Raw genomic sequence first — 14,005 nt, forward strand, 5'->3', positions numbered from 1 at the left:
AAGCCCGGCCGGGCGACCGCCGGGCCGGGCGCTGTGCCTATCGCGTTGAGGAGCCGGAAAGTTGCGGGCCCTCGGAGTAAAGGATTGGCAATGCGTTGCATGATCTGCTTTGCCCAACGGGCTTTCCCCGTGCGCCTTTCACGGCCTCTGAACAGCCGAAACCCGGTAAAGGCAGGGGAGTTGGGCACATGCGCGGGACAAGAGCCGCTTCCGCCCGGCGTCCACACTCGTGTGCGCGAATCCTCCGTTGGTGATGTGTGGTCACGCGATGTGGACGTACGGCCATTCCGCGGACGGGCTTACGGGGCGGGGCAGTTGTACGTGGGCGTGACGGACGCGATGGACGAGACGGACGCGGCCACGCGCACGGCGCCCGCTGCCCGGCCTCGAAGCCGCCGTGCGCGGCCTGCCGCCCCGGCTCGGTCTCAGCGCCCCGTCGTCCTCACTCGCCGTCCTCAAGTCCCCTTGGCCAGCCGCACGCTGACCGCCCGCTCGCCGTCAGCGCCGCCGGAGTTCTCGCGCGGACGCCAGCCCTCCTCCGAACTGGACGCGTCCCAGACGCGGTCGAGGTAGGAGATCTGCTCGATGTGCAGATCCTGGGCGTTCGCCACCGCCCAGTGGGCCAGTTCCCAGCCGCGCTGACCGCGCCGTACCGGGATGCGTACCCGGGACGCGTCGTCGCCTTCCGCCGCCGCGGCGTGCGGGGCGTGCGCGGCGCTCTTCCGCCCGTGCGTGCCGGTCTCGTCCGGGCCGTCCCCGCGCCGCTCCGGCACCTCGTCCAGGCTGACGTTCCGCCCGGACGGAGCCGCGGCCCCTGCCGCCTCGTCGCGCCGCTGCCCGGGAAGCACGCCGTCGCCGAACTCCCGCACAAGACGGGCCCGCAGCCGCTCGGCGCTGCCCGCCTTGCCGTCGCCGCCGGCCGGTCCCGTGGTGCAGTTGAGCGCGGCGGCGCGGCGGCCGGTCAGCGCGGCCGTGAGAAGCGCGGCGTTCTGCTCGTGCTTCGCGTACGCCTGCGGATAGCCGCTGCGCTGTACGCGCTGCGCGGCGACCGTCAGGGGCAGCCGCGAGTAGCCCGGAATCTCCACGAGATGGTCGTAGAACTTCCCCGATGAGTACACGGGGTCCTGGATCTGGCGCTCGCTTCCCCAGCCCTGCGAAGGACGCTGCTGGAACAGGCCGAGCGAATCGCGGTCGCCGTGCTCTATGTTGCGCAGCGCCGACTCCTGCATGGCCGTGGCCAGCGCTATCGTCACGGCTCTCTCCGGCAGGTCGCGCTGAGAGGCCACAGCGGTGATCGTCGCGGCGTTGGCGGCCTGTTCGGGCCTTATCTCGTAGCGCTCCGGCTTCTCACCAGGGGTTTCGACCGTGCAGCGGGCGGGACCCTGGCTGCTGGTCGCGTACTGGGTCACCGCGTAACCGGCGACGACGAGCAGCACCGTGCACGCCGCGGCCAGGCGCAGCGCTCTCTTACGGGACTTCGGGTGAGCGGATTCGGCGGGGGACACGGGCACAAAGGTAGCCGGTGCGCCAAGTCCCCTGGCCCGTAGGCTGTGTTCATGGTGCACAACGGACTCGACCTGCAACAGGACGCCGCCGGGCTGACCGCTCAGCTCGTGGACATGCCCTCGGAGAGCGGCAGCGAGCAGCCGCTCGCCGACGCGGTCGAGACCGCGCTGCGCGCCCTGCCCCATCTGACGGTCGACCGGCACGGCAACAACGTCGTGGCACGCACCCGGCTCGGCAGGCCCGAACGCGTCATCCTCGCCGGGCACATCGACACCGTGCCGGTCGCTGACAATCTGCCGTCGCGGCTCGACGACTCGGGCGTGCTGTGGGGGTGCGGCACGAGCGACATGAAGGCAGGCGTGGCCGTGCAGTTGCGCATCGCGGCGACCGTGCCGTCGCCGAACCGCGATCTCACCTTCGTCTTCTACGACAGGGAAGAGGTCGCCGCGCATCTCAACGGCCTCGGCCATGTCGCCGACGCGCACCCCGACTGGCTCGCCGGCGACTTCGCCGTGCTGCTGGAGCCCTCGGACGGCCAGGTCGAGGGCGGTTGCCAGGGCACGCTTCGTGTGCTGCTGCGCACCACGGGCGTACGTGCGCACTCCGCCCGTAGCTGGAAGGGCGAGAACGCGATCCACGCCGCGGCACCGATCCTGGACCGGCTCGCCTCGTACGAGCCCCGGCGGAAGGTGATCGACGGGCTGGAGTACCGGGAGGGGCTCAACGCCGTCCGCATCGAGGGCGGAGTCGCGGGCAACGTCATCCCGGACGCGTGCACCGTCACCGTCAACTACCGCTACGCGCCCGACATCGGCGAGGAACAGGCCCTCGCTCACGTACGGGAGGTCTTCGCGGGGTGCGGCGCGTGGGAGCTGACCGTAGACGACAGCTCGGGCGGAGCCCTGCCGGGCCTGTCGCACCCGGCGGCGAAGGCGTTCATCGACGCCGTGGGAGGCGAGCCGCAGCCCAAGTACGGGTGGACGGACGTGTCCCGGTTCAGTGCTCTCGGCGTCCCCGCGGTGAACTACGGTCCCGGCGATCCGAACCTGGCGCACAAGCGCGACGAGCGCGTGGAGACGTCGAAGATCGGGCACTGCGAGGAACGGCTGCGCGCCTGGCTGACGTCCTGATTGGGCTTCGGGACTTCGGAACCTCGGGGCTGCCGGGCCTGCCGCGCCTTTCGTGAGGCCGGGCCTTCTGTTACGCCGGGCCTTCCCGGACGCCCGGATGCGCGAGACCGTCGGGTGCGCGCCTTTCGACCGCTGGAAACGCGCCGTACATCCGCCCGCCGGGCGCGGTGCCGCCTTCTGTCACGTCCATACGGGTCCGCGTGCGTACGCTGAATCAGAATGATCGCAGTCGGAGGGAGCCTGGGATGACCAGCCCGGAGCGGGAGCGAGCACGTAAGCCGCACGAGCAGCGTCTCGGACCGGTGGTGCGCCGCCGCAAGCAGATGCAGGCCGAGACGACCGACCAGCGGCTGCTGGACACCACCGGACCTTCCGACTGGGTGCACCAGGATCCGTGGCGGGTGATGCGGATCCAGTCGGAGTTCGTGGAGGGCTTCGGGGCTCTCGCCGAACTCGGCCCCGCCATCAGCGTGTTCGGCTCGGCACGCACACCGGTCGACTCCCCGGAGTACGAGGCGGGGGTGCGTATCGGACGTGCGCTCACCGAGGCCGGATTCGGAGTGATCACGGGCGGCGGGCCGGGCGCTATGGAAGCCGCCAACAAGGGCGCGCTGGAGGCGGGCGGCACCTCGGTGGGGCTCGGCATCGAGCTGCCCTTCGAGCAGGGCCTCAACCCCTACGTCGACATCGGCGTCAACTTCCGCTACTTCTTCGTGCGCAAGACGATGTTCGTGAAGTACGCACAGGGCTTCGTGGTGCTCCCCGGTGGACTGGGCACGATGGACGAGCTGTTCGAGGCGATGACCCTCGTGCAGACCAGGAAGGTCACGCGCTTCCCGATCGTCCTCTTCGGCAGCGGATACTGGCAGGGCCTCGTCGACTGGCTGCACGGCTCGGTCGTCGCACAGGGCAAGGCGTCGGCACGCGACGTCGAACTGTTCCACGTCACGGACGACATCGACGAGGCAGTGGCCGTGGTCACCAAGGAAGCGGGCTGAACGCAGCGACGGGGGAAGCGGGGACGGACCCGGGGCGGGCGGCGGATGCGCCGGGTACGAGGGAGCGCTCAGGCGAGCCCCCGCCGCGCCACCGCGGGCGGCCGGTGCCCCGCGATCGACGCCACCATGTCCAGCACCTGCTTCGTCTCGGCGACCTCGTGCACCCGGTAGACCCGGGCGCCGAGCCACGCCGAGACGGCGGTCGTGGCGAGCGTCCCCGTCAGCCGCTCCTCGACCGGCCTGTCCAGCGTCTCCCCGACGAAGTCCTTGTTGGACAGCGATACGAGCACGGGCCAGCCCGTACCGACCATCTCCGCCAGTTCGCGGGTGGCCTCCAGCGAGTGCCGGGTGGACTTCCCGAAGTCGTGCCCGGGGTCGATGAGGATGCCGTCCCTGCGTACGCCCAGTGAGACCGCGCGCTCGGCCAGCCCGAGCGTCACGCGCAGGATGTCCGCTACGACGCCGCCCTCACCGTCGTAGCTGACGCGGTGCGGGCGGGTGCGCGGCTCGGCGCCGCCCGCGTGAGTGCACACCAGCCCCGCGCCGTGGCGGGCGGCGACCTCGGCCAGCGCCGGATCGACCCCGCCCCAGGCGTCGTTGAGCAGATCCGCGCCGGCCGCGCAGACGGCCTCGCCGACCTCGTGCCGCCAGGTGTCCACGCTGATCACGACATCCGGGTGGCGTCGGCGTACCTCGGCGACGAAGCCCACGGTGCGCCGCACCTCCTCCTCGGCGGTCACCTCGTCACCGGGACCGGCCTTCACGCCGCCGATGTCGATGACGGCCGCGCCCTCGGCGACCGCCTGGTCGACCCTTTCGAGGGCGGGCTCGTCGCGGAAGGTCGCGCCGCGGTCGTAGAAGGAGTCCGGCGTCCGGTTGACGATGGCCATGATCACCGACTCGTGCGGACCGAATTCCCGTGTCCCCAGGCGCAGCATCGCCATCCTCTCGCTCGGCACAAGGGGCGGCACGTGCCGTTTCCCCCGGAGGCGACCTTAACGGGCGCCCGAGCGCCCTCCGTCCGGAGACCTGTCGGTTGTGTCAGTGGGGCGTGGCACGATCAGGGAGCATAGGAAGCCTCAGTCATCCGGACGTCTGCGAGAGGGCCTCTCGCAGAAGATGCCCTCGGGGAGTTGGCCTTCGTGTTCTGGTTCCTGCTGATCTCGCTCGCCGTGGTCGTCGCCGCGGTCACGCTCGCCGTGGTGGGCAGCTCAGGCGACGGGCGCGGCGGTGCGGTCTCGGGCGGGCTGGCGGACGCTCCGCCGGACCAGCTCGACGAGCCGCTGCCGGCGGACCGCCCGGTGAACCGGGTGGACGTGGACGCCCTTCGGCTCCCGGTCACCGCCCGTGGATACCGGATGCAGCAGGTCGACGACGTGCTGGACCGGCTCGGTGCGGAGCTGGCCGAGCGTGACGCCCGTATCGCCGAGCTGGAGTCGGCACTGGCGGGCGCCCAGGCGGCGGCCATAGCGCGCGGCGAACCGGCCGGATACGCCCCGGCGGGCACTCGCGATCTCCCGCCGTCGCCCGGCTCAGAGGGCGAACTGCGCGGGCGGTACGGAAAGTTGGAGGAGCCGGGGGATATGGGCGAGACGAGGGAGACGGGGGGCTCGCCGCGGTCCGTGCGGCACGGGCCTGGAGCGGCGGGAGCGATGGGAGCACCGGGGCCGGACGCCCCGGGAGCGTTCGTACGGGATTCGACGGAGCACCGCGATGGGCGTTGAGGGCGGGGCGAAGCCGGGTCCCGACGGGGCGCTGCGCTGCCCGTGGGGGCTGTCCGCCGAGGACTACGTCGCGTACCACGACGGCGAGTGGGGCCGCCCGGTCCACGGCGACGACGCGCTCTACGAACGGCTGTGCCTGGAGGCGTTCCAGTCCGGGCTGTCCTGGCTGACGATCCTCCGGCGCCGCGAGGGGTTCCGCGCCGCCTTCGCGGGTTTCCGCATCGAGAAGGTGGCGGCGTTCACTGCGGCCGACGAGGAGCGGCTGCTCGGCGATCCGGGCATCATCCGCAATCGCGCGAAGATCAGCGCGACGGTCGCCAACGCGAAGGCCGCGCTGTCCCTGGGCGAGGGCGCACTGGACTCCCTGATCTGGTCGTACGCACCCGATGCCGAGCGGCGCCCCGCGCCCCGTACGCATGACGAGATCCCCGCGGTGACACCGGAGTCGACGGCACTCGCGAAAGAACTCAAGAAGCGCGGCTTCCGCTTCGTCGGCCCGACGACGGCGTATGCGCTGATGCAGGCGTGCGGCCTGGTCAACGACCACCTCGCGGACTGCTGGGCGCGAGACGAGATGCGGCCGGGTCCCGGCTGACCGGCGCGGCCCGGCAGGCCCGGGAAGCTCCCGGGCCCGACGCCTGCCGAGGGGACCGTCAGCGCCCCGTGAAGCGCGGCTTCTCCTTTTTCACGAACGCCTCGACCGCCGCCTGATGGTCCTTCGACGCGCCCGCGCGCACCTGTAGTTCGGCCTCCTTCTCCAGCGTCTCTGCCAGAGAGTGGCCGGCGCCGTATGCCAGCGACTCCTTGATCGCGGCGTAGGCACGCGTAGGTCCCTGTGCCAGCTCCCGCGCCACCTTCAGCGCTTCCTCCGCCAACTCGCCGTCTCCCACGACCCGATGGGCCAGACCCAGCTCCAGCGCCTCCCCGGAGCGCACGCTGCGCGGGAAGAGCAGCAGATCGGCGGCCCGGCCGGGCCCGACGAGACGGGGCAGCGTCCAGGAGATCCCCGAGTCCGCGGTCAGTGCGATCCCGGCGAAGGAGGTGTTGAACGCGGCGGACTCGGCGAGCAGCCGGTAGTCGGCGGCGAAGGCGAACCCGGCGCCCGCGCCCGCCGCGACCCCGTTCACCGCGGCCACGACCGGTTTCGGCATCTCCGCGATGGCGAGCGTGATGGGGTTGTAGTGCTCCTCGACGGTGCTGAGGGCGTTGCCGCCGTCGTCCTGGAGCGCCCCGATGTGTTCCTTGAGGTCCTGTCCCACGCAGAAGGCCCGCCCGTTGCCGGTCAGCAGTACGGCCCGTACGGCATCGTCGGCCGCAGCCTGGCGGAGGGTGTCCCGCAGCGCCGACTTCAGCTCGTTGTTGAGAGCGTTCATCGCATCGGGGCGGTTGAGGGTGACCGTCGCAAGACCCTCGGTCACGTCATAGAGCACGGTGTCCGACATGGGCCAAGCATGGCCCAGATCCCCGGGCCCCGACAGGGCGTCCCCGCGTGGACGGTCCCGGATGCCGCCGCGCCCGCGGAAGCCGAAACTGGCCCTTCGGGAAGGCTTGCTGTTCAGTCACCCAGGGTGCGAAGCGGAGAAGTATCGCAGCTTCCTCGACGGAATGAGTGGTTTTGTGCGAGAGCGAGTCACAAGTGATGCGACCTCTTGTTGGTCATCGGGTCGTGCCATGCGGGATAATGGCCGTGAAGCAATGTGTTCGATGCCGGTGACACGCGCGTTGTCGGCTGCGATCAGCTGGTTTCAGGAAGGGGAACGAGCATGGCGGCCATGAAGCCGCGGACGGGTGACGGCCCGCTCGAGGTGACCAAGGAGGGGCGGGGCATCGTCATGCGCGTTCCGCTCGAAGGCGGTGGGCGACTCGTCGTCGAGCTGACCCCGGATGAGGCGACTGCGCTCGGTGAGGAGCTCAAGAAGGTCTGCGGCTGAGGTTCCGCAGCCGGGCGGTCCGCCCGCCGCGAGCGAGCGGCGAGCCGTCAGTGGGGGTTCCACTGCCCAGGAGTCCGCTGCCCCGGAGCACGCTTCGTGCTCCGGGGCAGTCGTGTTTCCGATGAGCCGTCTTCCCGCATGGGTCCGACGGCGTCTCAAGAGGCGTCCTGCGACGGCGACTTGCGGAAGCGACTCACCGGGACCTCCTGCCTGGGCGACCCAAGGAGATGTCCTACGGAGACGTCCCACGGAGGCGTTCTACGGAGATGTCCGGACCGGGACGCCCCGGCCGTACCGGCGTCACGCCTCGCGCTTGACCGCGCAGAGCAGGCCGTCCCCCACGGGCAGCAGCGACGGCACGAGCGCCGTGCTCTCCCTTACGGCGCCGAGGAGTTCACGGAGCCTGCGCACCTCGGCGGGCTGGGCCGCGGAGTCGACCGTACGGCCGTTGGCGAAGACCCCCTCGAAGCAGACGAGGCCGCCGGGCCGCAGCAGACGCAGCGCCTCGGCGAAGTACTCCAGGCACTCCGCGCGGTCCCCGTCGCAGAAGACCAGGTCGTAGCCGCGGTCGGCCAGGCGCGGCAGTACGTCGAGAGCGGAGCCGGGGATGAAGCGTGCGCGGTTCCCCGCGAACCCGGCGGCGCGGAAGGCCTGCCGTGCGAACTGCTGCAACTCCGGGTCGGTGTCGACCGTGGTCAGCACGCCGTCGGGTCTCATCCCGGCCATCAGATGGATGCCGGAGACGCCGGTGCCCGTACCGATCTCGGCGACGGCCTTGGCTCCCGCGGTGGCGGCGAGCAGCCGGAGCGTGGCACCGGTCGCGGCGGACACCGCGCGCACGCCCGCCTGCTGAGCCCGCTCGCGGGCCCAGCGAAGCGCCGTGTTCTCGGCGTCGTCGACGAGTTCGGCGCCGTAGGCGTCGGCGAACGCCCAGCTCGACTGCCGGTTGCCGGTAATGGCCCTCTCCTGTCCCCGTCCTCCACGCAACGGTGACTGTATCCGCTGCCCCGGGAACCCGCTGATGGGACCGAGCGTTGTAACGGGGTGGAAGGTGCGAGGGGGGTGCCGGGCAATTGCGAGCGACGGCTGTGAAGCAGGAAGAGCTGGACCGGGAGCCGGTCAAAAGTGCTTATCCGGAGCTAACGGGCGAGGTGGCTATGGTTGGTGCTCCACTGGACACCACCAGAGCCGACAGGGGAGGTGCGGCTGCTGTCCGGGATCGTGGAATGCTCCGTCGTTTCCGCAGGTCGCCGGACGAGCCGAAATCCGTGACTGACACCGCTGACCAGGTCCGCCCCGCCGATTCCGCGACCACGGCGACTTTCGACACCGATGCGGACAGCCAGGCGTGGACCCCTCCTTCCTGGGAGGAGATCGTCAGCACTCACAGTGCGCGGGTCTACCGCCTCGCCTACCGCCTCACCGGCAATCAGCACGACGCCGAGGACCTCACCCAGGAGGTCTTCGTCCGCGTCTTCCGTTCCCTTTCGACGTACACGCCGGGGACTTTCGAGGGCTGGCTGCACCGCATCACCACGAACCTCTTCCTGGACACGGTGCGCCGTAAGCAGCGCATCCGCTTCGACGCCCTCGCCGACGACGCCGCCGAGCGTCTGCCCAGCCGTGAGCCCACGCCGCAGCAGCACTTCAACGACACCCACTTCGACGCCGACGTCCAGCAGGCGCTGGACACCCTCGCGCCGGAGTTCCGTGCCGCGGTGGTGCTCTGCGACATCGAGGGACTGTCGTACGAAGAGATCGCCGCCACGCTCGGCGTGAAGCTGGGGACCGTGCGCAGCCGCATCCACCGGGGGCGCTCGCAGCTTCGCAAGGCGTTGCAGCACCGCTCTCCCGAGGCGCGTGCGGAGCAGCAGCGCGCGCTGAGCGCGGCGGCCTCCGCAGTGGGGAGTGGGGAGGTCGGTGCCGCGTGAGTGGCACAGGCATGGGTGGCAGAGCCACGCAGCAGGACAGAGAACTCACCCCGGCCGAGCAGCATCTCGGCGACCGGCTTGCCGCGCTGATCGACGGCGAGCTGGGGCATGACGCACGCGAGCGTGTGCTGTCGCATCTGGCTACCTGCCGGGGCTGCAAGGCGGAGGCGGACGCACAGCGCCGAGTGAAGAACGTCTTCGCGGACACGGCGCCCCCGCCTCCCTCCGACGGTCTGCTGGCGCGCCTTCAGGGCCTGCCGGGCACCGGCCCGGGAGACGGCCCGTACGACGGGATGGCATCGGGGAACGACGGGCTGAACCTCCCGGCGCGCGGCCCCCGGGGCACGGGCGGCGATCCCGCCCGCACATCAGACCCTGCGGCGCACGCGGAGTCCGGCGGTTCCGTGTGGGCCCTCGACCAGTTGCGGGGAGGGCGCGCGGGCAGTCTGCTCTCGCCGGGCCGCGGCTTCCGTGTCCATGAGTTCGAGCGGCTCTCGTCGCGCGGCAGGCGCTTCGCCTTCGCCGCCGCGGGTGCCGTATCGCTCGCGGCGCTCGCCCTCGCGGGCGGTGTGGGCGCGAGCGGCACCGCCGGGAGCGGGCCCTCCGTGGCGAAGGGCGACTCCGGTACGGCTGCGGCCAGTTCCGTGCGCTCGGCGGCGTCGGGCGGAAGCAGCGACCGCGAGCGCCGCCGCCGTGACGCCGGCGGCGCCCAGGACGCGGTGAGCGGCACGGTGCTCAGCGTGAGCGCCACGTCCGGCGACAGCGCGGGTGCGTCACTGAAGGCGGGTCGCGGCATGGGACTTCACCGCGGCGCTCCCTGGGCGGCGCCCACGGCTCCTCCCGAGGAGGGCCCGGGGACCGGCTCGGGAGCTCCGCTGCCTCTGCTGCGCGAGGCGTTCTTCAGCTCTTACGCCTCGGGTTCCTACGGCCATGGCTCGTACGGATTCTCAGCCTGGCGGAAGAGCACGCCACCGCCCTCACCCGTCACCACGGCGGCACCGCCGCGCCGCTGAGCCGGTGGCCGCAGCCGCGGGGGCCCGACGACGCGAGCGGCCCAGGGCCCCGGGGGGCACACACCGTCCCTGCCCCGCCCGTCCCAAGTCCCGCCGGGCGAGGGAGACTTACCGCACACGCATCGCACAGCAGACGGCGGGACCGCACCTTGGTGGGGCGCTCCCGTCCGCTCGATCCCGTAGCCGTACGGCCTTTCGTACGGATGCCAAGGCGGGCTCCCACCGCGGAGGGCACTGCGGGTACCGTGAGACGGGGCCGTAGGCCGCCCGCGAACGCATCAGGATGAGGGAGCTGCAAGGTGTTCTTCGATATAGGACCCCTAGAGCTGGTCGCGCTCGTCATCCTCGCGATTCTGGTGTTCGGGCCGGAGAAGCTGCCCAAGGTGATCCAGGACGTGGCCGGTTTCATCCGGAAGGTCCGCCAGTTCTCCGACAACGCCAGGGAGGACATCCGCTCCGAGCTGGGGCCGGAGTTCAAGGACTTCGAGTTCGAGGACCTGAATCCGAAGACCTTCGCCCGCAAGCATCTGCTCGACGGCGACGACCTGGGCATGAAGGAGATCCGCAACACCTTCGACTTCCGCGACGATATGGCGGAGGTCACAGACGCGGTGAACGGCACCGAGAGCGTCGGCGCCCGCGGTTCGGGAAGCGGCGGCAGCGGCAGCCGTACCAGTCTCAGCAAGGGCGGCACCGCCACCGGGCTCGGCTCCGCCGATCCGCTCAGCAAGGAGAGCACGGGGGAGCGCCCGAAGGACGATCCGCCGCCGTTCGATGCCGACGCCACCTGAATCTTTCGGGTCACATCTCCGTGCGCATGCGCAACGCCCGCATCATCCGCTTCAAACGGGTCACCTGAGAGGCGCATCTCACGTCCCTGATGAAGGGCCGTTGTTTGGTCATGCCCGAAACGGCGGACCCGGGTGGCTATCCTCCCTGTGTCCGGGGTTCGCCGTCCGAGGGGGGCAGGCTGCCCGTGGCACAGGGCATTGAGGAGGCGTCGCGCACATGGAGACGACGAGTCGGGTGGCCGGTGAACCCGGGCCCGCCGCACCGGGAGAAGCCGGTGGCGAGCGGGCTGTGGACGGGTTTCTGACGGCTTCCTTTCCGTGGTACGGCCTCGACGAGGCGTTTAACGGGCCTCGCTGGCTGATGCAGGTCGGTACGACGGCGGACGGCACCGTCGAGCACGGTTCGACAGGGCACGGCGAAGTGCCCTCGCTCAAGGTCGAGGCGAATCCGGACAACCAGCGTTTCGCGGTCACCGTCACCGTCGCGAGCCGCCCCGTGCGGCGCAGCGCGGACGGCACCGGCGTGCTGGAGGCGACATCCGTGTCCACCGCCGCGTGGCTGGCGGGCTCGGGTCTGCTGTCGTGCACCTGGCCGCAGGAGATGGAGCGCGGGCTGCGTCAGGACTGGCTCGACCAGCAGACCGGGGTCGCGTGGGAGCTGGCCGACGACCTGGGCGGCCCGGGATGGTCCACGCTGACCCTGCCGGTGGACGGCGTTCCGACCGACTTCCACTACCGCGAGTCCGAGTACGGGTGGGTGCTCGCGGGCGCCGCGCAGGAAGGCGTGCACATCGGGGCCTACGGGCGCGGCATGAGCGCCTACGGGCTGGGCTTCGCGGTCGTCAAGGACATCACCAGCTATCAGCAGTGACCGCGCGTTCCCGTATCGCGGCCGAGTCGGCCCGTGGCTCGGTCCGTAGTACGGCTCGCGCATGACGCCGTGTTAAGCCCGTGCACGGCGCCGTGTGAAGCACGCGAGGGGCGCCCCGGATTCAGCGATCCGGAGCGCCCCTCATCCGCACAATCGGCGTGCCGTCAGAACTTGTTGGACGGCGTGAGCCCCAGCGACATTCCGGACAGGCCGCGCTGCCGTGCGCCGATCTTGGCCGCCACCGCGCGCAGTGCCGAACCGGCGGGCGAGTCCGGGTCGCTGAGCACGACCGGCTTGCCCTCGTCGCCGCCCTCGCGCAGGCGCAGATCGATGGGGACGGCGCCCAGCACCGGGACGTCGGTGCCGGTCGTCTTCGTAAGGCCGTCGGCGACCCGTGCCCCGCCGCCCGTACCGAAGACGTCGACCATCTCGTCGCAGTGCGGGCAGGGCATGCCGGACATGTTCTCGATGACGCCGACGATCTTCTGGTGCGTCTGTACGGCGATGGAGCCGGCGCGCTCCGCGACCTCGGCGGCGGCCTGCTGAGGCGTGGTCACGACGAGGATCTCGGCGTTGGGTACGAGTTGTGCGACCGAGATGGCGATGTCGCCCGTGCCGGGTGGCAGATCGAGCAGCAGCACGTCGAGGTCGCCCCAGTAGACGTCCGCGAGGAACTGCTGGAGCGCGCGGTGCAGCATCGGGCCGCGCCAGACGACCGGGGCGTTGCCGGGCGTGAACATCCCGATCGAGATGACCTTCACGCCCTGTGCCGACGGCGGCATGATCATGTCCTCGACCTGTGTGGGACGGCCGTCGGTGCCCAGCATCCGCGGTACGGAGTGGCCGTAGATGTCGGCGTCGACCACGCCCACCTTCTGGCCCTCGGCGGCCAGCGCCGCGGCCAGGTTGACCGTCACCGACGACTTGCCGACGCCGCCCTTGCCGGAGGCCACGCAGTAGACGCGGGTCAGCGATCCGGGCTGGGCGAACGGCACTTCACGCTCGGCCTTGCCGCCGCGCAGCGAGGCGGCCAGCTCGCGCCGCTGCTCGTCGCTCATCACGTCGAGCTCTACGGAGACCCGTGTGACACCTGCCACACCCTGCACGGCCTCGGTGACGTTCGCGGTGATCGTCTCCCGCAGCGGACACCCGGAGACCGTCAGATAGATCCCCACATCGACGGCCCCGTCGGGCGCGATGCCGATCGACTTCACCATGCCCAGGTCGGTGATCGGCCGGTGGATCTCCGGGTCGTCGACCGTCGCGAGCGCGGCACGTACTGCGTCCTCGGTGGGAGGGGTCGCAGAGGGATCCCCCTCCCGTACGGACTCTGGGGGAGTGTCGGTAGCCATGCGCAAATGGTACGGCCGTGCGCCGGGCGGGCCGAAGGCGCGGGTCTGCGGTGCGCGTCACCCGGCGCTCACGCCCCGCGTGGCCCTGCACTCACCGCCGCCGGGCCGCGGTCACCGGCCGTCGGGCCGCGCACTCATCCGCCGTCGGGCGGGCCTCCCGTGCGGGCGGCCGTCCTCTCCGCCGGCCGCTCCTGCCGCCCTTGCTGCTCCAGGTCCTTGACCAGTTCCTGTAGTTCCGAACGGATCCAGTCGCGGGTGGCGACCTCGCCGAGGCCCATACGCAGCGAGGCGATCTCGCGGGTGAGGAACTCGGTGTCGGCGATGCTGCGTTCGTTCTGCCTGCGGTCCTGCTCCAGATTGACCCGGTCCCGGTCGTCCTGGCGGTTCTGCGCCAGCAGGATCAACGGGGCCGCGTACGACGCCTGTAGGGACAGGGCGAGCGTCAGGAAGATGAAGGGGTACTCGTCGAAGCGCAGCGGCGCGGGCAGCAGCACGTTCCAGGCGATCCAGACGGCGACGACGAACGTCATCCAGACGATGAACCGGCCAGTGCCCAGGAAGCGTGCGATCTCCTCCGACAGGCGGCCGAAGGCTTCGGGGTCGTACTCGGGGAGCACCCTGCGCCTCGTCGCCCGCGGCACGTCGAGGCGGCCGCGTGTGCTGCGCTCCCGCTCGCGTTCGCGGGCCTCCTCGCGTTCGCGGTCCCTGTCCCTCTCGCGTTCCAGCTCCAGTTCCAGGTCGCGTTCGCGGGCGCGGTC

Annotated in this window: 15 protein-coding genes; 9 read left to right on the forward strand and 6 right to left on the reverse strand. The window is 71.1% G+C overall.

From position 1 onward, the window contains the following. Positions 1-455 precede the first annotated feature (455 nt). Entirely contained in the window at positions 456-1,505 is a 1,050-nt protein-coding gene (locus MMA15_RS18945) for a VldE C-terminal domain-containing protein (protein WP_241061328.1), read from the reverse strand. Between the two features lie 51 nt (positions 1,506-1,556). Here MMA15_RS18945 and dapE point away from each other — a divergent pair, with 51 nt between their 5' ends. Further along, entirely contained in the window at positions 1,557-2,636 is a 1,080-nt protein-coding gene (gene dapE / locus MMA15_RS18950; RefSeq protein ID WP_241061329.1) for a succinyl-diaminopimelate desuccinylase, read from the forward strand. Positions 2,637-2,881: 245 nt separating this feature from the next. After that, entirely contained in the window at positions 2,882-3,634 is a 753-nt protein-coding gene (locus tag MMA15_RS18955) for an LOG family protein (RefSeq protein ID WP_241061331.1), read from the forward strand. A 68-nt stretch (positions 3,635-3,702) separates the two neighbouring features. Here MMA15_RS18955 and folP read toward each other — a convergent pair whose 3' ends face one another. Next, on the reverse strand, positions 3,703-4,572 hold the full coding sequence (gene folP, locus MMA15_RS18960) for a dihydropteroate synthase (protein WP_241063291.1): 870 nt from the start codon (positions 4,570-4,572) through the stop codon (positions 3,703-3,705). A 204-nt stretch (positions 4,573-4,776) separates the two neighbouring features. On the opposite strand from folP, the gene MMA15_RS18965 reads away from it, so the two are divergent. Next, complete coding sequence (locus MMA15_RS18965) at positions 4,777-5,358, forward strand: DivIVA domain-containing protein (protein WP_241063292.1); 582 nt, start codon at positions 4,777-4,779, stop codon at positions 5,356-5,358. Then, the gene (locus MMA15_RS18970) at positions 5,348-5,953 is read left to right on the forward strand and encodes a DNA-3-methyladenine glycosylase I (protein WP_241061333.1); all 606 of its coding nucleotides are present in this window, start codon (positions 5,348-5,350) and stop codon (positions 5,951-5,953) included. The genes MMA15_RS18965 and MMA15_RS18970 overlap by 11 nt, the downstream gene beginning before the upstream one ends. A 58-nt stretch (positions 5,954-6,011) precedes the next feature. Here MMA15_RS18970 and MMA15_RS18975 read toward each other — a convergent pair whose 3' ends face one another. Then, positions 6,012-6,800 (reverse strand): enoyl-CoA hydratase-related protein, encoded by a 789-nt coding sequence (locus MMA15_RS18975; protein WP_241061335.1) that lies wholly within the window; start codon positions 6,798-6,800, stop codon positions 6,012-6,014. 321 nt (positions 6,801-7,121) lie between these two features. Between MMA15_RS18975 and MMA15_RS18980 the strand changes: the two genes are divergently transcribed. Then, on the forward strand, positions 7,122-7,289 hold the full coding sequence (locus MMA15_RS18980; RefSeq protein ID WP_016469583.1) for a DUF3117 domain-containing protein: 168 nt from the start codon (positions 7,122-7,124) through the stop codon (positions 7,287-7,289). A gap of 300 nt (positions 7,290-7,589) precedes the next feature. On the opposite strand, the gene MMA15_RS18985 is transcribed toward MMA15_RS18980, so the two are convergent. Then, positions 7,590-8,276, reverse strand: coding sequence for an O-methyltransferase (locus MMA15_RS18985; protein ID WP_241061337.1), 687 nt, complete (start codon positions 8,274-8,276; stop codon positions 7,590-7,592). 170 nt (positions 8,277-8,446) lie between these two features. Here MMA15_RS18985 and sigE point away from each other — a divergent pair, with 170 nt between their 5' ends. The 4 genes from sigE (at position 8,447) to MMA15_RS19005 (ending at position 11,895) form a co-directional block, all read left to right on the forward strand. Further along, complete coding sequence (gene sigE / locus MMA15_RS18990; RefSeq protein ID WP_241061339.1) at positions 8,447-9,220, forward strand: RNA polymerase sigma factor SigE; 774 nt, start codon at positions 8,447-8,449, stop codon at positions 9,218-9,220. Positions 9,221-9,231: 11 nt separating this feature from the next. Further along, entirely contained in the window at positions 9,232-10,233 is a 1,002-nt protein-coding gene (locus MMA15_RS18995; RefSeq protein ID WP_241063293.1) for an anti-sigma factor family protein, read from the forward strand. A gap of 299 nt (positions 10,234-10,532) precedes the next feature. Beyond that, the gene (locus MMA15_RS19000; protein WP_241061341.1) at positions 10,533-11,024 is read left to right on the forward strand and encodes a sec-independent translocase; all 492 of its coding nucleotides are present in this window, start codon (positions 10,533-10,535) and stop codon (positions 11,022-11,024) included. A 217-nt stretch (positions 11,025-11,241) separates the two neighbouring features. Further along, positions 11,242-11,895, forward strand: a complete 654-nt coding sequence (locus tag MMA15_RS19005) for a hypothetical protein (protein ID WP_241061343.1) — start codon at positions 11,242-11,244, stop codon at positions 11,893-11,895. 164 nt (positions 11,896-12,059) lie between these two features. Here the strand turns inward: MMA15_RS19005 and MMA15_RS19010 are convergent, their stop codons facing one another. Next, entirely contained in the window at positions 12,060-13,247 is a 1,188-nt protein-coding gene (locus MMA15_RS19010) for an Mrp/NBP35 family ATP-binding protein (protein WP_241061345.1), read from the reverse strand. A gap of 134 nt (positions 13,248-13,381) precedes the next feature. Continuing rightward, positions 13,382-13,972, reverse strand: a complete 591-nt coding sequence (locus MMA15_RS19015) for a DUF1003 domain-containing protein (protein ID WP_372498359.1) — start codon at positions 13,970-13,972, stop codon at positions 13,382-13,384. Positions 13,973-14,005: the final 33 nt, after the last annotated feature.

The sequence above is a fragment of the Streptomyces marispadix genome, from assembly GCF_022524345.1.
Lineage (GTDB): Bacteria > Actinomycetota > Actinomycetes > Streptomycetales > Streptomycetaceae > Streptomyces > Streptomyces marispadix.

Bases quoted from the DNA above. Each gene is read 5' to 3' on its own strand.
- dapE (WP_241061329.1), top strand. From the start codon at position 1,557: ATGGTGCACAACGGACTCGACCTGCAACAGGACGCCGCCGGGCTGACC.
- MMA15_RS18955 (WP_241061331.1), top strand. From the start codon at position 2,882: ATGACCAGCCCGGAGCGGGAGCGAGCACGTAAGCCGCACGAGCAGCGT.
- folP (WP_241063291.1), bottom strand. From the start codon at position 4,572: ATGCTGCGCCTGGGGACACGGGAATTCGGTCCGCACGAGTCGGTGATC.
- MMA15_RS18970 (WP_241061333.1), top strand. From the start codon at position 5,348: ATGGGCGTTGAGGGCGGGGCGAAGCCGGGTCCCGACGGGGCGCTGCGC.
- MMA15_RS18975 (WP_241061335.1), bottom strand. From the start codon at position 6,800: ATGTCGGACACCGTGCTCTATGACGTGACCGAGGGTCTTGCGACGGTC.
- MMA15_RS18980 (WP_016469583.1), top strand. From the start codon at position 7,122: ATGGCGGCCATGAAGCCGCGGACGGGTGACGGCCCGCTCGAGGTGACC.
- sigE (WP_241061339.1), top strand. From the start codon at position 8,447: ATGGTTGGTGCTCCACTGGACACCACCAGAGCCGACAGGGGAGGTGCG.
- MMA15_RS18995 (WP_241063293.1), top strand. From the start codon at position 9,232: ATGGGTGGCAGAGCCACGCAGCAGGACAGAGAACTCACCCCGGCCGAG.
- MMA15_RS19005 (WP_241061343.1), top strand. From the start codon at position 11,242: ATGGAGACGACGAGTCGGGTGGCCGGTGAACCCGGGCCCGCCGCACCG.
- MMA15_RS19010 (WP_241061345.1), bottom strand. From the start codon at position 13,247: ATGGCTACCGACACTCCCCCAGAGTCCGTACGGGAGGGGGATCCCTCT.